The sequence below is a fragment of the Pseudarthrobacter sp. NamB4 genome (genome assembly GCF_005796185.1).
Taxonomy (GTDB): Bacteria; Actinomycetota; Actinomycetes; order Actinomycetales; family Micrococcaceae; genus Arthrobacter.
Map to the genome: position 1 here is coordinate 1 of NZ_VAHM01000001.1, position 25213 is coordinate 25213.

The window sequence follows — 25213 nt, forward strand, 5'->3', positions numbered from 1 at the left end:
GTAAGGGAATCCCGTTGAACAGGAAAACCCCGGGCTTGTTACCCCGGGGTTTTCCTTTGCCCGGATTTGTTTGCGTAACTTTTGCCGCCCCGCCGCTCAATGAAGCCCTGAAAAACCGGGGCGCGCCTTAACTTCGAGGCCCAAAAGTGACGCATCTACGTCGAAGGGCAATGCGCTGCAGTGTCAGGGCGTCACCGTAGAGTAGTGCCATGATTGTTGGCATTGGCGTAGACGTAGTAGACATCGAGCGGTTCGGCCGCCAGCTTGAGCGCACCCCGGGGCTCCGGGACCGGCTGTTTGTCCCTGCCGAGCGGGAACTCAACACCCGTTCCCTCGCCGCCCGCTTTGCTGCCAAGGAAGCTGTTGCCAAGGTCCTTGGTGCGCCGGCCGGCATGAACTGGCAGGACTGCTGGATCGGTCTCGATCAGAACGGCCCCACCATCCAGGTCAAAGGCACCGTGCTCGCAGTCGCCGAGGCCAAGGGCGTCAAGCGCTGGCACCTTTCCATGAGCCACGACGGCGGGATCGCCACCGCCACGGTTCTGGCCGAGGGCTGATCCGGCAGTCTGCCGCTTCGCACCATGATCAGAGCCTACACCGGGACTCAAATCCGGCAAGCCGAGGAACCGCTCCTTGCCACGGGCCTGGGTGACGTCCTCATGCAGCGTGCTGCCCACGGGCTGGCCAATGCCGTGATCAGTGAGCTCAAGTCCCGCGGCGTCCGCCTCTACGGCGCCAAGGTCTCTGTGCTCGCGGGGAAGGGCAACAACGGGGGAGACGGGCTTTACGCCGCCGCTTTCCTCGCCGCCAGGGGAATGCGTACGACGGCGGTGCTCACCGCGGACTCCGCCCATTCCAAGGCACTGGCTGCTTTTGAAAGTGCCGGCGGCAGGTCCCACCGACTGGCCGACGCCGCTCCCGGCGAGCTGGCCGTGGAAGCCGCGCGTGCCGACATCGTGATCGACGCCGTGCTGGGGACAGGGGCGAAAGGGGGCCTGCGCGGTCCGGCTGCCGCCCTGGTCAGCACCTTGACCGAACTCCTGCCGGCTGCTGAAGGACAATCCTTCGTGGTGGCGTGCGACCTGCCCAGTGGTGTGGATGCCGACACCGGGGAAGTTGCCGGGCCCGTCCTGCCCGCCGACCTGACGGTCACCTTCGCCGGCGCCAAGGCCGGCCTGCTGGCCGACCCCGGCGCCGACTTCGCGGGCAGGGTGCAGGTGGTGCCCATCGGGATCGAGCAACGCCTGCCAGAACCGTCACTGCGCCGGCTTGAAGTTGAGGATCTTGCTGCGCTGCTGCCGAGGCCTGCCCGCCGCGCGCACAAGTACTCACGCGGAGTGCTGGGAGTGGTGGCCGGATCTACCGACTATCCGGGCGCCGCCGTCCTGGCCTGCCGCGGCGCCCTTGCCGCCGGTGTCGGGATGGTGCGCTACCTGGGCCCGCCCGACGTGGCGGACCTGGTGCGGCAGTCGTGCCCCGAGGTGGTCTGCAGTACAGGATCTGTGGCAGACAACCGTGTCCAGGCGTGGCTGGTGGGATCCGGCATGGGGCCTGAAGCCCACGAACAGCTTCAGCGCGCCCGGGATGCTGTTGATTCCGGCCTGCCCGTGGTGGCCGATGCCGGGGCGCTGCCTGCCCTACCTGACGTTCTGTCCCCGCACGTGGTCCTGACCCCGCATGCCGGGGAACTCGCCGCGCTCCTTCAGCGGCTGGGCGGGACGGAGGACAGGGGCGCGGTCGAGGCCGGAACCCTGGCCGCGGTCCGCCACGGGTCAGCCCTGACCGGCGCAACGGTGCTGCTCAAGGGCGCTTCCACTTTGGTGGCCGCACCCTCCGGGGCCGTGTTCAGTCAGGCAGACGGGACGCCCTGGCTGGCAACCGCCGGCAGCGGGGACGTCCTCGCCGGCGTTATCGGTGCCCTGCTTGCCCAGGCGGCTTCCGCCGTCGAACCCTTCAGGAAGTCGGGCGCGGACACGGACGCCCGGTGGGCAGCAATAGCCGCGCTGGGAGTCGCCCTGCACGGCAAAGCAGGCAGGGCGGCGTCGGAAGCCACGGCAGGGGGACCGATCGCTGCTGGCGGAATCGCTGATGCTTTACCTTACATCTGGGGTAAAGTAAGCACGCTTAGTAACTCTGGGGCCTGGATACGTAATAGTCACGGTCAGCCGTTACGGTAGGCATTAGTTCGCACCGGCATCAGGAGCGCTGCTGCACTTCTGCTGCCAATTATGAAGAGGAGCATTATGGAAGTCTGGCCTGGATCGGCTTATCCCCTTGGCGCCACCTATAACGGAACCGGCACGAACTTTGCCCTGTTCAGCGAACGAGCAGAGAAAGTTGAGCTGTGCCTGTTCGACGATGATGGCGAAGAAACGCGCATCCCCCTGGACGAGGTGGACGGCTACGTCTGGCACTGCTACATTCCGCAGGTCCAGCCCGGGCAGAAGTACGGCTACCGCGTCCACGGGCCCTACGACCCCGCCACCGGCAACCGCTTCAACCCCAACAAACTCCTGCTTGATCCCTACGCCAAGGCCGTTCACGGCCAGGTGGACTGGGATCCGTCGCTGTTCACCTACAACCTGGGCGAGCCGGAATCGATCAACAACGAGGACTCCGCCAAGCACATGATGCTGGGCGTGGTCATCAACCCGTTCTTTGACTGGGACGGCGACCAGAACCTGCGGATTCCGTACCACCAGTCCGTCATCTACGAGGCCCACGTCAAGGGCCTCACGCAGCTGCACCCGGAAATCCCGGAAGAACAGCGCGGAACCTACGCCGGCGTGGCGCACCCTGCCGTCATCTCTCACCTCCAGAAGCTCGGCGTCACGGCCATCGAACTGATGCCCGTGCACCAGTTCGTCAATGACGGCACGCTGCAGGACAAAGGCCTGAACAACTACTGGGGCTACAACACCATCGGCTTCTTCGCGCCGCAGAACACCTACAGCTCCACGGGCGACACCGGCCAGCAGGTCCAGGACTTCAAGGCCATGGTCCGCGCGCTGCACAAGGCCGGCATCGAGGTCATCCTGGACGTGGTGTACAACCACACCGCCGAAGGCAATCACCTGGGCCCCACGCTGTCCTTCAAGGGCATCGACAACGCCGCCTACTACCGGCTGATGGACGGCGATGAAAAGCACTACATGGACTACACGGGCACCGGCAACTCCCTGAACGTCCGGCACCCGCACTCCCTGCAGCTGATCATGGACTCGCTTCGCTACTGGGTCACCGAGATGCACGTGGACGGCTTCCGCTTCGACCTCGCCTCCACCCTGGCCCGCGAGTTCTACGACGTGGACAAGCTGTCCACCTTCTTCGAACTCATCCAGCAGGACCCGGTGGTCTCCCAGGTTAAGCTCATCGCCGAGCCCTGGGACGTGGGTCCTGGCGGCTACCAGGTGGGCAACTTCCCGCCGCAGTGGACGGAATGGAACGGCAAATACCGCGACACCGTCCGTGACTTCTGGCGCGGCGAACCGGCCACCTTGGGCGAGTTCGCTTCCCGCATCACCGGCTCGGCAGACCTGTACGAGCACTCTGGCCGCCGTCCCGTTGCGTCCATCAACTTCGTCACCGCCCACGACGGCTTCACCCTCGCGGACCTGGTGTCCTACAACGAGAAGCACAACGACGCCAACGGCGAAGGCAACAACGACGGCGAATCGCACAACCGGTCATGGAACTGCGGTGCTGAAGGTCCCACCGACGATCCCAAGGTCCTGGCGCTGCGGGCCCGGCAGCAGCGGAACTTCATCGCCTCGCTGCTCCTGTCCCAGGGCGTGCCCATGCTCCTGCACGGTGACGAGCTCGGCCGCACGCAGCAGGGCAACAACAACGGGTACTGCCAGGACTCGGAACTGACCTGGATCAACTGGGACAGCATCGACCAGCCGCTGATCGAGTTCACGGCGGCAGTCAACGCGCTCCGCGCCAAGCACCCCACCTTCCGCCGCAGCCGGTTCTTCGACGGCCGCCCCGTCCTGCGGGGTGAAGGCGAGCGGCTGCCGGACATCGTATGGCTGGACCCGTCCGGCGAAACCATGAAGCCTGAAGCCTGGGACAGCGGCTTCGGCCGCTCCGTGGGTGTCTTCCTGAACGGAGACGGCATCCAGGGCAAGGACAGCCGCGGCCGCAGGATCACCGACGTCAACTTCCTGCTGTTCTTCAACGCGCACGATGACACGGTCAAGTTCACGCTGCCCTCTGACGAGTACGCTCCTGCCTGGGACGTCATCATCGACACCGCCGGGCAGAACGCAGACACCAAGCCGGCGGCAGCGGGGGAGCCCTTGCCGGTGGAGGCGAAGTCCCTGGTGGTCCTGCGGGCCCACACCGTGGAGGAAGTTGAACCTGACCACTCGGTTGCCGCATCCCTTGCAGCCCTGACCCAGGCGACCACAAGCGAGGCGGAATCGGTCAGCACCCCGGTGGTGGCCGAGCCCGGGAAGACCACGCAGATCGGCGAGCGGAAGGCGACTGGCAAGTGAGGGCGCCGGCATCAACCTACCGACTCCAGATCCGCCGCAGCTTCACCCTGTTTGACGCTGCCGAAAAGGTCCCGTACCTGAAATCCCTCGGCGTGGACTGGGTGTACCTGTCACCGATCCTGACCGCGGAACAGGGCTCGGACCACGGCTATGACGTGACTGACCCCTCCGCTATCGATCCGGAACGAGGCGGGCCGGAAGGCCTCCTGGCCCTGTCCAGGGCCGCCCGCGAGCACGGGATGGGCGTCCTGGTGGACATCGTTCCCAACCATGTAGGGGTGGCCACCCCGGCGCAGAACCCGTGGTGGTGGTCCCTGCTCAAGGAGGGGAAGGGTTCGCCCTATGCTGAGGCGTTTGACGTCGACTGGGACCTGGGCGGCGGAAAGATCAGGCTGCCCATGCTTGGCTCCGGGGAGGACCTGGACAAGCTCGAGATTAAGGACGGCGAACTCCGCTACTACGACCACCGGTTCCCGCTCGCTGAAGGGACTTATTCCGAGGGGGACACCCCGCAGGAGGTGCACAGCCGCCAGCACTACGAGCTGATCGACTGGCGCCGCGCTGACGCTGAGCTGAACTACCGGCGCTTCTTTGCGGTCACCACGCTCGCGGGGATCCGGGTGGAGGTTCCCCAAGTCTTCGAGGAAGCACATGCAGAGGTGGGCCGCTGGTTCAAGGAAGGCCTGGTGGACGGGCTCCGTGTGGACCACCCCGATGGCCTTGCCGATCCCACCGGCTACCTCCGGTGGCTGAAGGACCTGAGCGGCGGCGCGTACGTCCTGGTGGAAAAGATCCTTGAGCCGGGCGAAGTCCTGCCCAGCGAGTTCGCCTGCGAAGGAACCACCGGCTACGACGCCCTGGCCGACGTCGACAGGGTCTTCATCGACCCCGCCGGCCAGGCGCCCCTTGACGAGCTGGATGCGAAGCTCCGGGGCGCTGACGCCCCGGCCGACTACGCCGGGATGATCCGCGGCACCAAGCGGATGATCGCCGACGGCATCCTCCGCTCCGAGGTGCTGAGGCTGGCCCGGCTGGTTCCGGAGTCCCACGGACTTTCGGTGGAACAGGCAGCCGATGCCATTGCGGAAATCATCGCCGCCTTCCCGGTCTACCGGACCTACCTGCCCACCGGCGCCGAGATCCTGAAGGAAGCCTGCGAGTCCGCCGCCGCACACCGCCCGGACCTGGAGGTTGCCGTCGGCACGCTGCTGCCGCTGCTCCTCGACCCGGCCAACCCCATCGCCGTCCGCTTCCAGCAGACCTCCGGCATGGTGATGGCCAAGGGCGTGGAGGACACCGCGTTCTACCGCTACACCCGGTTGGGCACGCTGACCGAGGTGGGGGCCGAACCCACCGAGTTCGCCGTGGGCCCTGAGGAGTTCCACCACCGGATGCTCCGGCGCCAGCAGGAACTGCCGCTCTCCATGACCACCATGTCCACGCATGACACCAAGCGCAGCGAAGATGCCCGGGCGCGCATTTCCGTCATCGCCGAACTGCCCCAGGAGTGGACGGAAACGCTTAACACCCTCCGGGACCTGGCCCCGATTCCGGACGGCCCGTACGAGAACCTGCTGTGGCAGGCAATCGTCGGCGCCTGGCCGGCCAGCAGGGAACGGCTCCAGGGGTACGCGGAGAAGGCTGCCCGGGAAGCCGGCAACTCCACCAAGTGGACGGACCCGGACGAGACCTTCGAGTCGAAGGTCAAGGCGGCCGTGGATGCAGTGTTCGACGATGCACAGGTCGCCAAGGTGGTGGAGGACTTCGTGGCTAGGATCGACGCCTACTCCGCGTCCAACTCGGTTTCCGCCAAGCTCGTCCAGCTGACCATGCCCGGAGTGCCGGATGTGTACCAGGGCAGCGAGTTTTGGGAACGGTCCCTCACCGACCCGGACAACCGGCGGCCCGTGGACTTCGCGCGGCTTCAGGAGGAGCTGGCAAAGCTCGACGCCGGCACCTTGCCTGCGTCGGGAACGGACACCAGTAAGCTCCTGATCACCTCCCGCGCGCTGCGGCTCCGCCGTGACCGCCCGGAATTGTTTCAGGGCTACACGCCGGTGACTGCATCCGGTGCGGCCGCCGGGCACCTCCTCGCCTTCCACCGCGGGGACGGCAGTGCTCCTGGCGCCCTGACGCTTGCCACCCGGCTCCCCGCGGGCCTGGCAGCCGGCGGCGGCTGGCGTGACACCGCCGTCGACCTTCCCGTTGACATGCGGGACGAGTTCACCGGCGCCGCTTACGGCCCGGGCACCGTTTCGGTGGCCGACGTCCTGGGTACCTACCCGGTGGCTTTGCTCGTACCCGCGGATGGAGAACAAGCATGACCCTTGTGAACAATGGCCCCGAGCGTTTTGACGTCTGGGCCCCCGAAGCCAATTCGGTGATCCTGCTGGCAGATGGCAGGCAGTATCCGATGCTGCAGAAGGAGACCGCTCCCGGCTCGGAGGGCTGGTGGACCGCACCGGATGCCCCTGCTGACGGCGAGGTGGACTACGGCTACCTGCTCGACGGCGACGGCCACCCGGTTCCCGATCCCCGCTCACGGCGGCTGCCCGCCGGGGTCCATGAGCTTTCCAGAACCTTCGATCCGGCCACCCACGCCTGGCAGGACGGCGACTGGAAAGGCAAGGAGCTGCAGGGTTCGGTCATCTACGAACTCCACGTGGGCACGTTCACGCCCGAGGGGACCCTGGATGCTGCCGCCGGAAAGCTGGGTTACCTGGCGGACCTCGGCGTCGACTTTGTTGAGCTGCTGCCTGTCAACGGCTTCAACGGGACCCACAACTGGGGCTACGATGGCGTCCAGTGGTACGCGGTCCACGAAGGCTACGGCGGCCCTGCCGCCTACCAGCGTTTCGTGGACGCCGCCCATGCTGCCGGCCTGGGCGTCATTCAGGACGTGGTGTACAACCACCTTGGTCCCAGCGGCAACTACCTGCCCAAGTTCGGCCCTTACCTGAAGCAGGGCGACGCCAACACCTGGGGCGATTCAGTCAACCTGGACGGGCCCGGCTCCGACGTGGTGCGTGAGTACATTCTGGACAACCTCGCGCTCTGGCTCCGGGACTACCACGTGGACGGGCTGCGCCTTGACGCCGTGCACGCGCTGCGCGACGAGCGGGCCATCCACATTCTGGAAGAGTTCGGTGCCCTGGGTGACGCCGTCTCCGCCGAAACCGGTTTGCCCAAGACGCTGATCGCCGAGTCGGACCTGAACAATCCGCGCCTGCTGTACCCGCGGGACACCAACGGGTACGGTCTTGCCGGGCAGTGGAGCGACGACTTCCACCACGCCGTGCACGTCAGTGTCAGCGGCGAGACCACCGGCTACTACGAGGATTTCCAGTCGCTGGGGGTACTGGCGAAGGTCCTCAAGGACGGCTTCCTGCACGACGGCAGCTACTCCAGCTTCCGTGGCCGCCATCACGGCAGACCCATCAACGCTGCGCTGGTGCACCCGGCGGCGCTGGTGGTGTGCAACCAGAACCACGACCAGATCGGCAACCGGGCCACGGGGGACAGGCTCTCGCAGTCGCTGTCCTACGGGCAGCTGGCCATGGCGGCGGTGCTCACTCTGACGTCGCCGTTCACCCCCATGCTGTTCATGGGCGAGGAGTTCGCGGCCGGCACGCCCTGGCAGTTCTTCACCTCCCATCCGGAACCCGAACTGGGCAAGGCCACCGCGGAAGGGCGCATCAAGGAGTTCGAGCGGATGGGGTGGGATCCCGCCGTCGTGCCCGATCCGCAGGACCCGGAGACCTTCACCCGCTCCAAGCTCAACTGGGACGAGGCCACCGGCGGCGATCACGCGAGGCTCCTTGAGCTGTACCGCTCCCTCACGGCGCTGCGCCGGGAGCACCGTGAGCTTGCCGGGCTGGGCTTCGGGGAAACGGACGTGACGTTCGACGACGACGCTGGTTGGCTGCGTTTCCGGCGCGGAAGTGTTGAGGTGCTCCTGAACCTGTCGGATGCGAAGGTCCGGCTGGAGGGTGCCCGGGGTTCCGTCCTGCTCTCGACGGACGACGGTACTTCCCTCGACGGCGACGCGCTGGCCCTGGCGCCTTGGAGCGCGGCAATCCTCAAGTCCTGAACTAGTCATCAAAGTTACGCCGCGGGCTGGACTTGCCCGCGGCGTAACTTTTCCCACGTTGTAATGCTGCGCCAGTCACAGCTGGCAGGATGGAACGTATGACTTATTCCGCGGCGGATAACCGCTACGAAACCATGCCCTACCGCCGCGTCGGCCGCAGCGGTCTCAAACTCCCGGCGATCTCCCTCGGCCTCTGGCACAACTTCGGCGACGACAAGCGCTTCGACGAACAGCGGGCCATCCTCCGCCGCGCCTTTGATCTCGGCGTCAACCACTTCGACCTCGCCAACAACTATGGACCTCCAGACGGGTCAGCTGAAAGCAACTTCGGCCGGCACCTGAAGGAGGATTTCAAGCCGTACCGGGACGAACTGGTGATCTCCACCAAGGCGGGCTACTACATGTGGCCCGGACCTTACGGCGAATGGGGCTCCCGCAAGTACCTGATTTCCAGCCTGGACCAGTCGCTGCAGCGGATGGGCCTGGACTACGTGGACATCTTCTACAGCCACCGGCCCGACCCGGAAACCCCGCTGGAGGAGACCATGGGCGCGTTGGACTACGCGGTTCGTTCAGGAAGGGCCCTGTACGCCGGCATCTCCTCCTACACTCCTGAGCAGACCCTCGAGGCAGCCAGCATTCTGAAGGAACTCGGAACGCCGCTGCTGATCCACCAGCCCAGCTACTCCATGCTCAACCGCTGGACCGAGAACGGTTCACCGAACCTCTACGAGGCGCTTGACCAGGTGGGCGCCGGCTCGATCGCCTTCTCACCGCTCGCCCAGGGAATGCTCACCGACCGCTACCTCGACGGGATTCCGGCCGACTCACGCGCAGCCAAGGCACGGTTCTTGTCCGAGGACGCGATCACCGACGAGAAGCTGGACCGGATCCGAGGCCTGCACACGATAGCGTCGGGCCGAGGGCAATCACTGGCGCAGATGGCCATTGCCTGGGTTCTCCGGGACCAGCAAGCGGGATCATCTGTTACCTCGGCGCTTATCGGCGCGTCCAGTGTCAGTCAGCTGGAGGACTCACTGTCCGCCATCAACAACCTCGAATTCACAGAGGACGAGTTGAACGCCATCGACGAGTTCGCGGTGGAATCGGATATCAACCTCTGGAAGCAGCCCGTCTAGATTTTTACCGCCATTCCAACGAGCGGGACGCGGGAACAGGCCCCGCGCCCACTCAGTTGGGTACTATGAAAAGGCGCCGCGCGGCGCCAAAGCCTGCCGGCCGTCGTCGTACATTTCTCGAAGCCGAACCGGCCGGCTGACGTTTGTCCTCAAAGGAGTTCCGTGTCTTCACATCCGATTCGTGTTGCAATCGTCGGCGTAGGAAACTGCGCCGCTTCGCTGGTCCAGGGCGTCCACTACTACAGGGATGCAGACCCCAAGGCCACGATTCCGGGCCTGATGCACGTTGAGTTCGGCCAGTACCACGTGGGTGACGTCGAGTTTGTCGCCGCGTTCGACGTCGACGGCAAGAAGGTCGGCGTTGACCTGGCCGACGCCATCCTGGCAAGCGAAAACAACACCATCAAGATCGCCGACGTGCCGCCCACCGGCGTCACCGTCCAGCGCGGCCACACCCTCGACGGCCTGGGGAAGTACTACCTCGAGACCATCGAGCAGTCCACCGAAGAGCCCGTGGACGTGGTGCAGGCGCTCAAGGACGCCAAGGCTGACGTCCTGGTCTGCTACCTGCCGGTTGGTTCCCAGGAAGCTGCCGAATTCTATGCGCAGTGCGCCATCGACGCCGGCGTGGCCTTCGTTAACGCCCTGCCCGTGTTCATCGCCGGCACCAGGGAATGGGCAGACAAGTTCACGGCTGCCGGTGTGCCGATCGTGGGCGACGACATCAAGAGCCAGATCGGGGCTACCATCACTCACCGTGTCATGGCCAAGCTGTTCGAAGACCGCGGCGTCACGCTGGACCGCACCTACCAGCTGAACGTCGGCGGCAACATGGACTTTAAAAACATGCTGGAGCGCGACCGCCTGGAGTCCAAGAAAATCTCCAAAACCCAGGCCGTCACTTCCAACGTTGAAGCCGAATTGGCTGCCAAAGACGTCCACATCGGCCCGTCCGACTACGTTCAGTGGCTCGATGACCGCAAGTGGGCCTTCGTCCGCCTCGAAGGCCGCAACTTCGGTGACGCACCCGTGTCGCTCGAGTACAAGCTGGAAGTTTGGGATTCCCCGAACTCCGCCGGCGTGATCATCGACGCCATCCGCGCCGCCAAGATCGGCCTGGACCGTGGCATCGGCGGCCCGCTGCTCTCCGCTTCGAGCTACTTCATGAAGTCCCCGCCGGAGCAGTTCAACGACGACCTCGCCCGCGAAAAGGTGGAAGCCTTCATCCGCGGCGACATCGAGCGCTAACCCGCGAGTCCGGCTGCCCACCGGTGCGACCCTCTCTCACTTAACGTCGGGTTCTGGACGATCCTCTCTCACTTAATGTGGGTTTTCACGCGGCGCTCTCTCACTTCGGTGGGGGAGCGCCGCGGCTTTAACCTCATGGCGGCCGATGAAGTGGCTGGTTTGGGCCAGTGCCAGGAGTTTGAGAAAAACCTGGCTGATCCGATGCATTCTGGCGGTGGCAGTGAGCATGAGCCTGTCGGTCGGCATCGCCGCACCCGGATGTCGCACGAGTCCCTGACCCGCCGGACATGCGAGAGGATCGTTGGAAAGCCCACATCAGGTGAGAGAGCGTCTACGGAAAGCCCACATCAGGTGAGAGAGCGTCTGCGGAAAGCCAACATCAGGTGAGAGAGCGTCTACGGAAAGCCCACATCAGGTGAGAGAGCGTCTGCGGAAAGCCCACGTTAAGTGAGGGAGCGTCTGTAAGAAGCCCACGTTTAGTGAGAGAGCGTCGGCGGTTACGTGAGGCCGATAGGGTTACCAAATTCGTCGACGTCCATGCGCATGGCGGCCGGAGCCGCGGGCAGGCCGGGCATGGTCATCACAGCTCCGGTCAGTGCCACAATGAACCCCGCGCCCGTCTTGGGCAGCAGGTCCCGCACATGGATGGTGAAGCCCTTCGGGGCCCCAAGCCGCGAGGCGTCGTCCGTGAAGGAGTACTGGGTTTTAGCCATGCACACCGGCAGCTGGGACCACCCGTTCCGCTCGATGTCAGCCAGCCGCTTCAGCGCCGGGACGGAGAAATCAACACCGTCCGCCCCGTAGATCTCCTGGGCGATAGTCCGGATCTTGTCCTCCACCGGGAGCTCCAGCGGATACAGATGCCGGAAGTTGCTGGGCCCGGAGACGGTCTGCGCCACCAGGGCTGCCAGCTCATCCCCGCCGTCGCCGCCTCCGCCGCGCCCCCACACATCCGCCACTGCAGCGGGGACCCCTTCCGCCGCGCACCACGCCAGCAGCCAATCGAGTTCCTCAGGAGTATCGGATGCAAACCGGTTAATGGCCACCACGGGCGGAACGCCGAACTTTTCCACATTCCGGACGTGCTGGCGCAGGTTGGACACCCCTGCTTGCAGTGCTGCCACATCCGGCATCGCCAGCTGCTCCTTGGCCACGCCGCCCTGCATCTTCAGCGCCCGTACCGTTGCCACTACCACCACGGCCGAGGGTGCCAGCCCGCCGACGCGGGCCTTGATGTCCATAAACTTCTCGGCCCCCAGGTCAGCGCCGAAGCCTGCCTCCGTCACAACGATGTCCGCCAAACGCCGGGCAGTCTGCGTGGCAATCAGCGAGTTGCAGCCGTGGGCAATGTTGGCAAAAGGGCCCCCATGCACCAGGGCCGGGGTGCCGGCGATGGTCTGCACCAAGTTGGGTTTGACGGCCTCCTTGAGCAGCAGGGTCAGTGCCCCCTGCACGCCCAGGTCTGCAACGGTGACCGGCATCCGGTTGAACGTGTACCCGAAGGTGATGCGACCCAGGCGCTCGCGGAGGTCCGCCAGGTCCGTGGCCAGGCAGAACACCGCCATGATCTCGGAGGCCACCGTGATGTCGAAACCGTCCTGGCGCGGAACTCCCTGGGTGGGTCCGCCCAGCCCGATGACCATCTCCCGGAGGGCACGGTCATTCATGTCCAGGACGCGCTTGAAGGTTATGCGACGAGGGTCGATGTTGAGCTCATTGCCCTGGTAAATGTGATTGTCCACCAGCGCCATCAGTGCGTTGTTCGCCGCGGTGATGGCATGGAAGTCGCCGGTGAAGTGCAGGTTGATTTCGTCCATCGGCAACACCTGGGAGTGGCCGCCGCCGGTGGCGCCGCCCTTCATGCCCAGGACGGGACCGAGAGAAGGTTCCCGAAGCGCGATCATGACCTTGTGCCCTGCCCGGGCCAGCGAGTCAGCCAGCCCAACCGTGGTGGTGGACTTCCCTTCACCGGCAGGGGTGGGGGACATGGCCGAAACCAGCACCACCTTCCCGGCAGGAGCAGGAGCCTGCAGCCGGGCCGGATCAATTTTGGCTTTGTACCGCCCGTACTGCTCCACCGCCTCCGCATTAATGCCCGCCGCTGCCGCTATTTCCTCAATGGGCCGGATCCGTGCCGCTCGGGCAATCTCAAGGTCACTGGGGATGGAAGACATCGTTGTCCTTTCCTTGGCGGTTCCGGTGAGTAGTCCGGGGGAGCGGGTCCTTACGAGGCGGGAACGGCCGGGACAAGCCGGCTTCCCGCGTAATTGTCGACGGCGGCGTGGTAGCTTTCCAGCGTGATGGCGGCAGTGCGGGCCCATCCGGAATTCTGTGCCCGGATGGCGGCAGCCCGCCCCATGTCCTCGCGGGTCACGGGGTCGTCGTACAACGCCTCGAGTGCGTCGGCCCAGTCGGCGGCATGGTGCCCGTCCACCAGCAGGCCGGTCCTGCCGTGGAAAATCGCCCGGGACAGCCCGCCCACGCGCGTGGCCACCACCGGCGTGCCGCAGGCCTGGGCTTCAAGCGCCACCAGCCCGAAGGATTCGCTGAAGGAAGGCATGACCACCACGTCCGCCGCGCGGAACCAGGCAGCCAGCTCAGGTGCCTTGACCGGCGGAAGCTGCGTGACGACGTCGTCCATTCCCGCGTCCGTCACCAGACGGCGGAGGTTGAATTCCTTGTTGCCGCTCAGCGAGCCCAGGATGGTTAGCCGGAGGTCGATGTCCGGGCGGCGCTGCCGGAGCAGCGCGGCTGCCTTGACCAGTACCTGGGGCCCCTTCAGCCGCTGGATCCGGCCGGCGAAGACCAGGTGGAACGTCCCCGGTCCGATGCCCCGCTCACTCCGTGACCTGGCGCGGAAAGCCGGGGTGAAGGTGCTGAGGTCCACCCCGGGGGGAGCGATGTCAATCCGGTCATAGGTGGCACCGTAGTGCGACACCAGTTCGGCGGCCTCGGCGCTCGTGTTGGCGATGAGCCGCGCGGCACCGTCGACGATGCGGTGCTCGCCCAGTTCCCGGCGCCGCGGCTCGGGCTGTTCACCTGACTGGAGCAGGAGGTTCTTCACCTTCGCCATGGTGTGCATGGTGTGGACCAGCGGCACGCCCCACAGCCCGGAGAGCTCAAGGCCGGCGATCCCGGAGACCCAGTAGTGCGAGTGGATCACGTCGTAGCGCCCGTGCGGCTGCCGCCTGCGGATCTGCTCGATCTCGGCAACCATGCTGTGCAGCAGGCCCGGAAGTTCTTCCTTGGGGATCTTTTTCGGCGGCCCGGCCAGGACGTTGTGGACGCAGACGCCGGGATCGGGATGCTCGACGGCGGGCTGGTTGGCAGACGTGGACCGGGTGAAGATTTCCACCTCAACACCGGCTTCGGCCAGTGCAGACGCGAGTTCCCGGATGTATACGTTCATCCCGCCGGCGTCACCGGAGCCCGGCTGCTCCATCGGCGAGGTGTGGAGGGAGAGCAAAGCGACCCTGCGGATCAAAGCCACGGGACCTCCTTCCTGCCACCGGCACGTACTGGCAGCGCCGGTTCAGTGCGCGTCCGATAAAACACTACTCCTCCCCTAACGACTGCCCCTGCCCCACAGGTCCCGCAGCGCAGGGAACTCCTGTTCGTAGCCGGCCAGCAGCGCGGCGGCCAGCCCTTCGGATCCCACCAGCGGGTGCCGGGCGAAGGCTGCCAGGGCCGCGTCCCGGTTCCCCTCTGTTGCCGCCAGGACCGTCAGCCTCTCCACTTCCTTTACCCGGCGGAGCAGCTCCAGCTGTGGTTCCGGGGGAACCTTCTGGGGCAGTGGCTGTGCACCGCGGGCAGTCACCGTGCAGGGAAGTTCGACGACGGCGTCCGCGGGCAGTCCGGGAATGGCGGCTTGTGGAGGGGCTGCTTCAGCCGCTGGGGGCAGACTTGAAGCCGGCAAGGAGTTGCGGGTGTTCAGGATCAGCTGACTGTCACCGGTTCCGGACAGTGCCTGCATGGCGGCGAGGGCCACCCGTTCGTAGCCGCCGCCGGCCAGATCGTCCTCATCCCGGTGCCCGCCCCCGGCCCGCGCTTCGGCAAGGTAACCCTCCTCACGGGACCGGCGCGCCTCCTCCCACAGCCGGAAGGCATCGGCGCCGGCACTGGCGAGCCTCGGATAAAGCTCCTGCTGCTGGCTGTGGATGGTCTCGCCGCGGGTGCGGGCCATGGCGCGCATTGCCTCCCGGGCCTTGTCCTGCTCGTAGTAGTAGTACAGGTACTCGTTGGGCAGCACGCCCAGGCGGGCCAGGAACGGCTGGGGGAACAGCCTGCCCTCCTCGAACGAGTCCAGCGCCTTCGGGTTTGCGAGCAGGTCCGGCAGCACGTCCCGCCCGGCGGACTCCAGCCGGTACAGCCAGCCCAGATGGTTGAGGCCGTAGTAGCCCACGCCGTCGAGCCTTCCCGCCGGCAGCACAACACCCGCTGCCCGCGCTGCACGCTGCACCAGGCCGCCCGCCGAGTCGCAGATCCCGATCACCTTCCTGCCCAGCACCGGGAGCAGCGCCTCGGTGACCATGCCGGCGGGATTGGTGAAATTGATCAGCCAGGCATCCGGGCAGTGCTCCGTCATCAGCCGTGCCAGGTGCAGCATATGCGGGATGGTCCGCAGTGCGTAGGAGATGCCGCCGGCTCCGGTGGTTTCCTGTCCCAGCAGACCCAGGTCCTGCGCCACTTTCTCATCCGCCACCCGCCCTGCCGTGCCGCCGGGCCGGATGGCTGCAAACACCATTTCCGTGCCGGCCAGTGCACCGGTCAGGTCCGTGGTGGGGTGGACGGGAAGGCGGGCACGCGTCCCTTCAGGCATGCTGCGCAGGACGGCGGTGACGGCGTCGATGCGGGCGGGGTCAACGTCGTACAGCACCAGCTCGGTGACCAAGCCGCCAAAGCGGCCGGAGGCCAGCGCCCGGTAAATCAGCGGTACCCGGAACCCACCGCCGCCGGCAATCAGAAGCCGCATAAGAGCAGTGTAGGCCGGGCGACCCCAGGCCCCTACCGGATGTCAGCGGCAGGGCGTATTGTGCGGACATGGACGCGATCCCAGCCCGCCCGTTCGACCCCCTGGCTGCGGTCCGCCCGCCTTCCACACCCGGGTTTGACCTCCTGCTGGCCGGTACCGTTTTCCAGGACATCATCTTTACCGGCCTGCCCCACGCACCGGAACCGGGCACCGAAATCTGGAGCGACGGCATGGGAAGCTGCCCCGGCGGGGTTGCCAACCAGGCCATCGCCGCGGCACGGCTGGGGCTGCGGACGGGACTGGCCGCCGCCTTCGGTGACGACGGCTACGGGGACTTTAACTGGAAGATTCTGTCCGGCCAGGAGCATGTTGACCTCACCCTGTCACGGCGGATTCCGGGCTGGCATTCACCGGTGACTGTTTCCCTCTGCGTCGAGAAGGACCGGTCGCTGGTGACCCACGGCGATGCCGCCCCGATCACCTCCTCGCAGCTCATCGGCGATCCTCCGCCGGCGCTCGCCGGAATCGCGGAAGTGGGCACGGAAATTGAGCCCTGGGCCAAAGCCGCCCACCAGGCCGGCGTGAAGCTCTTTGGCGACGTCGGCTGGGACCCGAGCGGCGAATGGGCGCCGGTGCGGCTGGACAACCTGCAGTACTTCCACGCGTTCCTGCCCAACCAGCGCGAGGCCATGGCGTTCACCGGAAAGGATGATCCGTGGACTGCCCTGTACGCGCTTGCGGACCGCGTTCCGGTGGCGGTTGTAACCCTGGGCCCACAGGGGGCCATGGCGGTGGACTCCGAAACGGGAGAGGAGGAGTGGGTGCCGTCGCTGCCCGTCAAAGCGTTCGACCCCACCGGGGCCGGGGACTGCTTCGACGCCGCGTTCATTGTTGGCAGCCTTGCCGGCTGGCCGCTGGGGGACAGGCTGCGGTTCGCGAACCTTTGCGCCTCACTGGCGGTCCAGGAGGTGGGCGGATCGCTGGCTGCCCCCGGCTGGGGGGACATTGCCGACTGGTGGCGGCGGGCCAATGCCCGGCCGGAGCGGCAGATGAGCCAGTGGCTGCGGCGCTTCGGCTTCCTGGCGGACATCATCCAGGACGTCCCGCTCGGAGCCCAGCGCAGGGCTTCCGCCACCATTGCGCACCTGTCCGACGCCTGACCGGCTCACCGCCGTGCTGCGCCCTTCCGCCCTGATTATTCGGCCGGAAGCCCCAGCACTAGAATCACTAGGGTGACTTACCCCGCAACAACCGGCGAAATAAGTGCTGTCCCGGGACACGGCCCCCGTTCCGAACGCTCGGCCGTGATCGACCTGGACGCCATCCGGCACAACGTCCGCCGCCTCGCCGCCGCCGCCTCTCCGGCGAAAGTCATGGCGGTAGTGAAGGCCGATGCATACGGGCACGGGGCCGTTCCCGTGGCGCGGGCAGCCCTGGAGGCTGGGGCCTCGTGGCTGGGGGTTGCCCATATTTCCGAGGCACTGGCACTGCGTGCTGCCGGCATCGACGCCCCGCTGCTCGCCTGGCTGCACACCACGGAAAGCAACTTCGGCGCTGCCGTGGCCGCCGGCGTCGACATCGGTTGCTCCGGCTGGGAGCTGGACCGCATTGTTGCAGCAGCCCGCGAACAGGAGCGCCCTGCCCGGATCCACCTGAAGGTGGACACCGGGCTGGGACGGAACGGGGTTGCCCTGGACAGGTGGGACAGCCTGGTGGGCGAGGCGATGGAGTACCAGGACCAGGGCTTGCTGCGCGTGGTGGGAATCTTCTCCCACCTTGCTGTTGCGGACGAACCCGAACGCCCGGAAACGGACCAGCAGTTGGCCACCTTCCGTGAAGTACTGGCCGTTGCGGAAGACGCCGGCGTGGACCCGGAGGTCCGGCACCTGGCCAACACTCCCGCCACGCTGTCCCGGCCCGACACCCACTTCGACCTGGTCCGCGTAGGCCTGGGCATCTACGGATTGTCGCCTTTCCAGGGGCAGACTTCCGCCGAGCTTGGACTCCGCCCGGCCATGACGTTGAAGACGGTGGTGTCGCAGTGCAAGGAAGTGCCGGAGGGGCAGGGCGTTTCCTACGGCCTCCGGTACCACACCAGCGGCCGCAGCACGCTGGGCCTGATTCCGGTGGGCTACGCAGACGGGATCCCGCGCGTCGCCACCGGCGGCCCGGTCCGGGTTGCAGGCAGGACCTACCCGGTAGTGGGGCGGATTGCCATGGACCAGATGGTCATTGACCTGGGCGATGTCGGCCGCGGCGGCGGCCTGCTCGGTGCCGAGGCGGAGCTTTTCGGCGACGGCGCCGGCGGCGGCCCCACTGCCGATGACTGGGCCCGCGCCGCCGGAACCATCAACTACGAGATCGTCACCCGCATCAGCCCGCGGGTGCCGCGCTCCTTCATCAACGAAGAGGACCGGGGCGATGCGGCCGGCCAGGAGGGTGGGGCATGAGCACCAACGGCGGCTTGGCACTGCCTAACTGGGAAAAGACTTTCACGGCGACGACGGCGGAGCAGACCCATGCGCTCGCCGTCCGTCTGGCGGCGGTGCTGGAGGCCGGGGACCTGCTGGTGCTCAGCGGCGAGCTGGGTGCCGGCAAGACCACGTTCACCCAGGGGCTCGGGGAGGGGCTGGGCGTCCGGGAGGGCATCATTTCCCCCACGTTCGTCCTGGTCCGAATCCACCCCAACCTGCCCGGGGGGCCCCGGCCCGGTGGCCCCGACCTGGTCCATGTGGACGCTTACCGGCTGGAATCCGCCGCCGAAATTGACGACATTGACCTTGAAAACACCATGGACTCTTCCGTCACCGTCGTGGAGTGGGGCCAGGACCGGGTGGAACACCTCAGCGAGAGCAGGCTGGAGATCGACCTGCACCGTGCCCTTGGGCTGGGTGCCTTTGGACCCGGCGGCCACAAGCCTTCTGCGGAGCTTGACTTCGATACCGAGGACGCGGACGAGCCCCGCACGATCGTCATGCGCGGCTATGGCCCGCGCTGGCCGGAGGCGCCGGAACTTGGTGCCGCCGTGGAAGGGGTCCGCTGATGCTGATCCTTGCCATTGACACCTCCGCCGTTGCCAGCGCAGCCCTGGTTTCCGACGACGTGCCCGAAGGAGTGGTGGCCAGCTTCTCCACCGAGGACACCCGCAGCCATGCAGAGGTGCTTGCCCCGGGAATCGAGGAGATGCTCGCCTCCGCCGACGTCACCGGGGAGGATATTGACGCGCTGGTGGTGGGCGTGGGGCCTGGGCCTTTCACCGGATTGCGGTCGGGAATCGCCACGGCCCGAACGCTTGCGTTTGTCTGGGGCAAACCCCTGCACGGGCTGGTGAGCCTGGACGCCGTCGCCCTGGAGGTGGCCGAGTCCACCGCCGCCGTGCCGGAGTTCCTGGTGGTCACGGATGCGCGGCGCAAAGAGGTCTATTGGGCGCGGTACACCCTTGAGGATGGCCGGCTTCCCCGCCTGGAAGACGGTCCGCACGTCAGCTTCGCTGCGGACCTGCCGGACCTGCCCGCCTTCGGTGCCGGTGCCGGACTCTATGCTGGTGCCCTGGACTGCCATCCGGAGTTTGCGCAGGAACAACCGGACGCCCTGTTCCTGGGGCAGTTCGCACTGGCCCGGCTCGCTGCGGGCAACGGGCTCCTCGACTCAACTCCCCTGTACCTCCGGGAATCCGATGCACAGGTTCCCGGGCCGCGGAAGAGGGCGCTGTGAACGCCGTTCCTGGCCGTCAGGCACCCGGGATCACCGTCCGGGACATGACAATTGATGATGTGCCTGCCGTGAGCGCACTGGAGCAGCGGCTCTTTCCGGTGGACGCCTGGCCCCTGCAGATGTTCTTCGACGAGCTGTCCCAGCCCGAGACCCGGCGCTACCTCGTGGCCCAGGGCAGCGACGGCATCGTGGGTTACGCGGGCCTCATGTGCATCGAGCCCATCGCGGACGTCCAGACGATCGCCGTCGTACCTGAATATGAGGGCCGCGGCATCGGCACCTGGCTGCTGACCAGCCTTATCGAGGAAGCCCGGCGCCGTCGGGCGGCGGACGTCCTGCTGGAGGTCCGTGCCGACAACCCGCGGGCGCAGCAGCTGTACCGGCGCTTCGGCTTCGAACAGATCCACGTCCGCCCCCGGTATTACCGCGACGGCGTGGACGCGCTGATCATGCGCCTGCAGCTAAACGGCCCGACAGGTAAACAAGCGGACGCCGGGACAACGAAGGAAGCAGGCCAGCCATGAACCGTTCGCAGCCACTGGTGCTGGGCATCGAGTCGTCCTGCGACGAGACCGGCGTTGGCATCGTCCGGGGAACCACACTGCTGACCAACACCGTCTCTTCCTCAATGGACGAGCACGTCCGCTTCGGCGGCGTGATCCCGGAGATCGCCTCGCGGGCGCATCTCGATGCCTTCGTGCCCACCCTGGAGCAGGCCCTGGCCGATGCCGGTGTGACCTTGGACGAAGTGGACGCCATCGCCGTCACCTCCGGTCCAGGCCTGGCGGGCGCCCTGATGGTTGGGGTGTGCGCGGCAAAGGCGCTGGCCGTGGCCACCGGCAAGCCCCTTTATGCCATCAACCACCTGGTGGCCCACGTGGGCGTGGGGCTGCTGGACGGGCAGGACAATGCTGGCGGCAGCCGGCAGAACGGTACAGCTCCGCAGCTGCCCGAAAATCTCGGCGCCCTGCTGGTGTCCGGCGGCCACACGGAAATTCTCAAGATCAACAGCATCACCGACGACGTGGTGCTCCTGGGGTCCACCATCGATGACGCCGCGGGCGAGGCCTACGACAAGGTGGCCCGCATCCTGGGCCTCGGCTACCCGGGCGGGCCTGCCATCGATAAGGTGGCACGGACCGGCAATCCGAAGTCCATCCGCTTCCCCCGCGGCCTGAGCCAACCCAAGTACATGGGCACCACCGAAGAGCCGGGCAAACACCGGTACGACTGGTCCTTCAGCGGTCTCAAGACGGCGGTGGCCCGGTGCGTTGAGCAGTTCGAAGCCCGCGGCGAGGAGATTCCCGTGGCGGATATCGCTGCCGCATTCCAGGAAGCCGTGGTGGACATCATCTCGTCCAAGGCTGTGCTGGCCTGCCGGGAGCACGGCATCAAGGACGTGCTGCTGGGCGGGGGCGTGGCGGCGAACTCACGCCTCCGGGAGCTCACCAGCCAGCGCTGCGCATCGGCAGGGATCAGGCTGCATGTGCCGCCGCTGAACCTGTGCACGGACAACGGTGCCATGGTGGCCGCTTTGGGGGCGCAGCTGGTGATGGCAGGAGTGGAACCCAGCGGGATCCGGTTCGCGCCGGACTCGTCCATGCCGGTCACCTCGGTGTCCCTCCCCGCCTGACGGCAGGGCCAGCCGACCGGTGCGGGGCACTTTGGGGGCGCCGCCGTCGGAAATCACGACGGCGGCCGGCGTGTCTGTGTCGAAGTGCCCCGTTTCGGCAGGGGAGTCAGGCGGTGGGGCCGTTCCGCATCTGCTTGACCAGGTCCAGCACTACTGCCTGGAGGTCTCCGCCGTGCTCGGCGGCCACCCTGCGCTGGCGCTGGTAGCCTGCACCGCGGCGGATGATCTTTTCGACGTCGGCAAGCTCGTCCGGGCAGCCGAGCTTCTTTGCCACCGGCTCCAGCCGGTTCAGGGTCTCCAGCAGGTGCTCGGTGACCAGCTGCTCCTTACCGGAGGCGTCGAGGATGATGATCGCGTCCATGCCGTAGCGGGCGGCGCGCCACTTGTTCTCCTGCACATGCCACGGCGGCATGGTGGGGATGGTGCCTCCGTTGTCCAGGATGGTGGAGAACTCGTCCACCAAACATTGGGTGAGGGCCGCAATTGCCCCCACTTCCTCCAGGGTGGCCAGGCCGTCGCAGATGCGCATCTCGATGGTGCCCAGGTTGGGAACCGGCCGGATGTCCCAGCGGATTTCCGAAAGGGTGTCGATCACTCCCGTGGTGAACATGTCCTGGACGTAGGACTCGTACTCCTCCCAGGAACGGAACTGGAAGGGCAGTCCCGCGGTGGGGAGCTGCTGGAACATCAGGGCGCGCTGGGAAGCGTAGCCGGTGTCCTCACCGCCCCAGAACGGGCTGGACGCGGAGAGCGCCTGGAAGTGCGGGAAGTAGTTGACCAGGCCGTCCAGGACGGGAAGCGCCTTGTCCCGGCGGTCGAGCCCCACATGGACGTGCACGCCGTAGATGACCATCTGGCGGCCCCACCACTGGGTGCGGTCGATCAGCTTGGCGTAGCGGGCCTTGTCCGTGACCGGCTGCAGCTGCGGCGGGCTGAAGGGGTGGCTGCCGGCGCAGAACAGTTCCACCCCCATAGGGTCGGTGATCTCGCGGACGGCGGCCAGGGAACGGCTGAGGTCCTCCTTGGCTTCGGCGGCAGTCCCGCAGATGCCGGTCACCAGTTCCACGGTGTTCAGCAGCAGTTCCTGCTTGATGTGCGGATGCTCGTCGTTTTCGTTCAGTTCCGGGTGGCGGGAGGCCACGCCGCGGAGCACTTCGTTGGCTACGGAGGCGAGTTCGCCTGTCCTGCCGTCCACCAGGGCCAGTTCCCATTCAACACCAAGGGTTGACTGGCTGGATGAAGCGAAGTCGATCTTCACGCATTTCCTAACTGTCCTGTTTGCCCCTGGCTCACGCCGTCACTGACAAGGCTGCTGCCGGCAGGCGAACGGGTGGTTCAAGTCTAGTGCAGGGGTAGCATCGTAGTGATGGCCTTGTTCCAACACCTGCGTGACAGTCTTCACAAACCCTTCCCCCTCCTTGCGGCAGCCTCCGCAGTAGCCCTTGCCTCCTGCACCGCTGCGCCCGGCCCGACGCCGTCGCCGTCGTCCCCTTCCGCTTCGGCGTCGCCTACGCCAACACTGCGTACGACGCCGTCCCACGCCACCGCGTCCCCCTCGCCTGATCCGGGTAGCCGGCCCCTGGGCTGGGGTCCGCAGCAGCGGGACCAGGATGCGGCGTCCGCGGCAGTGGCGGCGATGACCGCCGAGGAGAAGGCCGGGCAGGTCCTTCTTCCGTTCTTCAAGGGCATGGCGGTGGAAGCCCAGGCGGACGCCATTGAGCGGCTGCACTTGGCCGGGTCCATCATCATGGGCGACAACGTGCCCCTGGATGCCCAGGGCAGGATGGACGTCCAGGGCATGGCCGCCATCAACCATCGGCTGGCACAGGCAGCAGCCGCCAACGGCAGGCCCTGGCCGGGGATCATCGCAGTGGACCAGGAAGGCGGCCAGGTAGCCAGGCTCGGGCCGCCGCTGACGGAGTGGCCGACGCCCATGAGCTACGGTGCTGCCGGAAGCGGACCCCTGGCCAGGGAAGCCGGGCAGGGCCTGGCGGCCGAACTTGTGCCGCTGGGGTTCAACCTGGATTTCGCACCGGATACCGACGTCACCATCGGGCCAAAGGATGTCACCATCGGTGCCAGGTCCCTCTCCTCTGATCCCGGCGCTGCCGCAGCCCTTGGCGTCGCATTCTCGGAGGGAATGCTCACCGCGGGCGTTCTGCCGGCCGTCAAGCACTTCCCAGGGCACGGCTCGATGACAGTTGATTCACACCTCAGCCTTCCCACTCAAACAGCTACCGTGGCCGAACTCAGCGCGCGGGACTGGAAGCCCTTCCAGGCTGCAGCAACTGCCGGTTTGCCCATGGTGATGACCGGGCACATTGCCGTACCCGCGCTGGAACCCGGCGTCCCGGCGTCGCTCTCCGCCCCGACGTATACCGCGCTGCGGGGCCTGGGTTTCAAAGGCGTGGCCGTGACCGATGCCCTGAACATGGGCGCCGTGACCAAACAGTATCCCGGCGGAACCGCGGCAGTGATGGCCCTTGCCGCCGGGGCCGACCTCCTCCTTATGCCGGCCGACGTTGGCCAGGCGCATGCAGCGATAGTGCACGCGGTGGCCACCGGCGGACTGCCGCCTGAGCGGCTGGACGAAGCAGCCCGGCGCGTTGCCACCATGATGGTCTGGAACGCCCGGACAGCCCCGAAAGCCGGTGCACCTCCGGGCAGCAGCGCCGCCCTCTCGGCGCGCGTTTCAGCGTCGGCCGTTACCGTGCTTTCCGGTCCCTGCGGCGGTCCCATGGTTCCCGGAGCCGTGCAGGTGGCTGGCGGCAAGCCGGCGGACAGGGCACGGTTCGAGGCCGCGGCAGCCCGGGCCGGCCTGTCCCTGGGTTCGGGACCGGTGGTCAGCCTGATCGGCTACGGCGGGCGGGGCGCGGGCGGGGACATCGCCGTCGCGCTTGATGCTCCCTGGCCGCTGCAGGAATCAACCGCGCCGGTCAAGGTGGCACTTTATGGCCGCAGCGACGGAGCCTTCGACGCCCTCGCAGCCGTCCTCGCCGGGAAGGCGGCGGCACGGGGGAAGCTGCCCGCCGCCGTCGGAAGCTTCCCCGCGGGGACCGGCTGCCCCTGAGCCCGGGAACGCGTTTAATGGTCTGGTGCCCATTCTCAATAAAGACATGACCCTCTGCATCTCGCTCTCGGCCCGGCCCAGCAACAACGGGACCAGGTTCCACAACCACCTCTACGAGCAGCTGAACCTCAACTGGATCTACAAGGCATTCGCCCCCACCAACCTGGAACAGGCCATTGCCGGTGTGCGCGGGCTGGGAATCCGTGGCTGCGCCATCTCCATGCCCTACAAGGAGGACGTGATCGCGCTGGTGGACGAGATGGACCCCTCGGCCAAGGCGATCGACTCCGTGAACACCATCGTGAATACGGACGGGCACCTGAAGGCGTACAACACCGACTACACCGCCATTGAGCAGCTCCTGGCCTCGTACCAGGTACCCACCAGCTACTCGGTCCTGGTCCAAGGGGCAGGCGGCATGGCCAAGGCCACCGTAGCCGCGCTTCGCGATGCCGGCTTCTCCGACGTGACCGTCCTTGCCAGGAACGAGGCCACCGGGCGGGCGCTCGCGGACCAGTACGGGTTCCAGTGGCGGAAAGCGCTCGAGGGCGGGACCGCGGACCTGATCATCAACGTCACACCGATCGGCATGGCAGGGGGAGCTGAGGCCGACAGCCTCTCGTTCCCCGAGGCGACCATCAACACAGCGCAGGTGGTGTTCGACGTGGTTGCCCTGCCCGCTGAGACTCCGCTTATCCGGGCGGCGCGGGCCGCGGGGAAACCGGTGATTACCGGAGCGGAGGTTGCCACCATCCAGGCGCTGGAGCAGTTCGTGCTCTACACCGGCGTGCGGCCCGGCCCGGAGCAGGTGCGTGCCGCCGAGGAGTTCATGCGCGCACAGTAGCGCG

Annotated in this window: 19 protein-coding genes; 15 read left to right on the forward strand and 4 right to left on the reverse strand. The window is 66.7% G+C overall.

What is annotated here, in order from left to right:
- The first annotated feature begins 209 nt into the window (after positions 1–209).
- The 7 genes from FDW81_RS00005 to FDW81_RS00035 all read left to right on the forward strand — a co-directional run bounded on the left by FDW81_RS00005 (position 210) and on the right by FDW81_RS00035 (position 10976).
- Positions 210–557 (forward strand): holo-ACP synthase, encoded by a 348-nt coding sequence (locus FDW81_RS00005; RefSeq protein WP_018776647.1) that lies wholly within the window; start codon positions 210–212, stop codon positions 555–557.
- Positions 558–581: 24 nt separating this feature from the next.
- Positions 582–2177, forward strand: coding sequence for an NAD(P)H-hydrate epimerase (locus FDW81_RS00010; RefSeq protein WP_138131859.1), 1596 nt, complete (start codon positions 582–584; stop codon positions 2175–2177).
- 66 nt (positions 2178–2243) lie between these two features.
- The gene (gene glgX / locus FDW81_RS00015; protein ID WP_138131861.1) at positions 2244–4499 is read left to right on the forward strand and encodes a glycogen debranching protein GlgX; all 2256 of its coding nucleotides are present in this window, start codon (positions 2244–2246) and stop codon (positions 4497–4499) included.
- On the forward strand, positions 4496–6823 hold the full coding sequence (treY, locus tag FDW81_RS00020) for a malto-oligosyltrehalose synthase (protein ID WP_138131863.1): 2328 nt from the start codon (positions 4496–4498) through the stop codon (positions 6821–6823). Before glgX ends, treY begins: the two co-directional genes overlap by 4 nt.
- Complete coding sequence (treZ, locus tag FDW81_RS00025; protein WP_138131865.1) at positions 6820–8589, forward strand: malto-oligosyltrehalose trehalohydrolase; 1770 nt, start codon at positions 6820–6822, stop codon at positions 8587–8589. The genes treY and treZ overlap by 4 nt, the downstream gene beginning before the upstream one ends.
- A gap of 98 nt (positions 8590–8687) precedes the next feature.
- Positions 8688–9728: an L-glyceraldehyde 3-phosphate reductase gene (gene mgrA, locus FDW81_RS00030; RefSeq protein ID WP_138131867.1), complete on the forward strand. Its 1041-nt coding sequence runs from the start codon at positions 8688–8690 to the stop codon at positions 9726–9728.
- A 162-nt stretch (positions 9729–9890) separates the two neighbouring features.
- The gene (locus tag FDW81_RS00035) at positions 9891–10976 is read left to right on the forward strand and encodes an inositol-3-phosphate synthase (protein WP_138131869.1); all 1086 of its coding nucleotides are present in this window, start codon (positions 9891–9893) and stop codon (positions 10974–10976) included.
- A 497-nt stretch (positions 10977–11473) separates the two neighbouring features.
- Here FDW81_RS00035 and FDW81_RS00040 read toward each other — a convergent pair whose 3' ends face one another.
- The 3 genes from FDW81_RS00040 to FDW81_RS00050 form a co-directional block, all read right to left on the reverse strand.
- On the reverse strand, positions 11474–13150 hold the full coding sequence (locus FDW81_RS00040) for a formate--tetrahydrofolate ligase (protein WP_138131871.1): 1677 nt from the start codon (positions 13148–13150) through the stop codon (positions 11474–11476).
- 50 nt (positions 13151–13200) lie between these two features.
- On the reverse strand, positions 13201–14466 hold the full coding sequence (gene mshA / locus FDW81_RS00045; protein ID WP_138131873.1) for a D-inositol-3-phosphate glycosyltransferase: 1266 nt from the start codon (positions 14464–14466) through the stop codon (positions 13201–13203).
- 75 nt (positions 14467–14541) lie between these two features.
- Entirely contained in the window at positions 14542–15948 is a 1407-nt protein-coding gene (locus FDW81_RS00050) for a 6-phospho-beta-glucosidase (RefSeq protein ID WP_138131875.1), read from the reverse strand.
- 68 nt (positions 15949–16016) lie between these two features.
- Between FDW81_RS00050 and FDW81_RS00055 the strand changes: the two genes are divergently transcribed.
- The 6 genes from FDW81_RS00055 to tsaD all read left to right on the forward strand — a co-directional run bounded on the left by FDW81_RS00055 (position 16017) and on the right by tsaD (position 21295).
- Positions 16017–17108, forward strand: a complete 1092-nt coding sequence (locus tag FDW81_RS00055; RefSeq protein WP_138131877.1) for a carbohydrate kinase family protein — start codon at positions 16017–16019, stop codon at positions 17106–17108.
- A gap of 72 nt (positions 17109–17180) precedes the next feature.
- A complete protein-coding gene (gene alr, locus FDW81_RS00060; RefSeq protein ID WP_138131879.1) occupies positions 17181–18398 on the forward strand; it encodes an alanine racemase in 1218 nt (405 codons plus the stop codon).
- Positions 18395–18991 carry a tRNA (adenosine(37)-N6)-threonylcarbamoyltransferase complex ATPase subunit type 1 TsaE gene (gene tsaE / locus FDW81_RS00065; protein WP_171027059.1) on the forward strand — a complete coding sequence of 199 codons (597 nt, stop codon included), beginning with the start codon at positions 18395–18397 and terminating at the stop codon, positions 18989–18991. The genes alr and tsaE overlap by 4 nt, the downstream gene beginning before the upstream one ends.
- On the forward strand, positions 18991–19662 hold the full coding sequence (tsaB, locus tag FDW81_RS00070; RefSeq protein WP_138131881.1) for a tRNA (adenosine(37)-N6)-threonylcarbamoyltransferase complex dimerization subunit type 1 TsaB: 672 nt from the start codon (positions 18991–18993) through the stop codon (positions 19660–19662). Before tsaE ends, tsaB begins: the two co-directional genes overlap by 1 nt.
- 44 nt (positions 19663–19706) lie before the next feature.
- Positions 19707–20186 (forward strand): ribosomal protein S18-alanine N-acetyltransferase, encoded by a 480-nt coding sequence (gene rimI / locus FDW81_RS00075; RefSeq protein ID WP_138131883.1) that lies wholly within the window; start codon positions 19707–19709, stop codon positions 20184–20186.
- A complete protein-coding gene (gene tsaD / locus FDW81_RS00080) occupies positions 20183–21295 on the forward strand; it encodes a tRNA (adenosine(37)-N6)-threonylcarbamoyltransferase complex transferase subunit TsaD (RefSeq protein WP_138131885.1) in 1113 nt (370 codons plus the stop codon). The genes rimI and tsaD overlap by 4 nt, the downstream gene beginning before the upstream one ends.
- A gap of 106 nt (positions 21296–21401) precedes the next feature.
- On the opposite strand, the gene FDW81_RS00085 is transcribed toward tsaD, so the two are convergent.
- Positions 21402–22553 carry a glutamate--cysteine ligase gene (locus tag FDW81_RS00085; RefSeq protein ID WP_138131887.1) on the reverse strand — a complete coding sequence of 384 codons (1152 nt, stop codon included), beginning with the start codon at positions 22551–22553 and terminating at the stop codon, positions 21402–21404.
- A gap of 378 nt (positions 22554–22931) precedes the next feature.
- On the opposite strand from FDW81_RS00085, the gene FDW81_RS00095 reads away from it, so the two are divergent.
- Positions 22932–24365, forward strand: coding sequence for a glycoside hydrolase family 3 N-terminal domain-containing protein (locus FDW81_RS00095; RefSeq protein WP_138131889.1), 1434 nt, complete (start codon positions 22932–22934; stop codon positions 24363–24365).
- Between the two features lie 25 nt (positions 24366–24390).
- The gene (locus tag FDW81_RS00100; protein WP_255467046.1) at positions 24391–25209 is read left to right on the forward strand and encodes a shikimate 5-dehydrogenase; all 819 of its coding nucleotides are present in this window, start codon (positions 24391–24393) and stop codon (positions 25207–25209) included.
- The last annotated feature ends 4 nt before the right edge of the window (positions 25210–25213 follow it).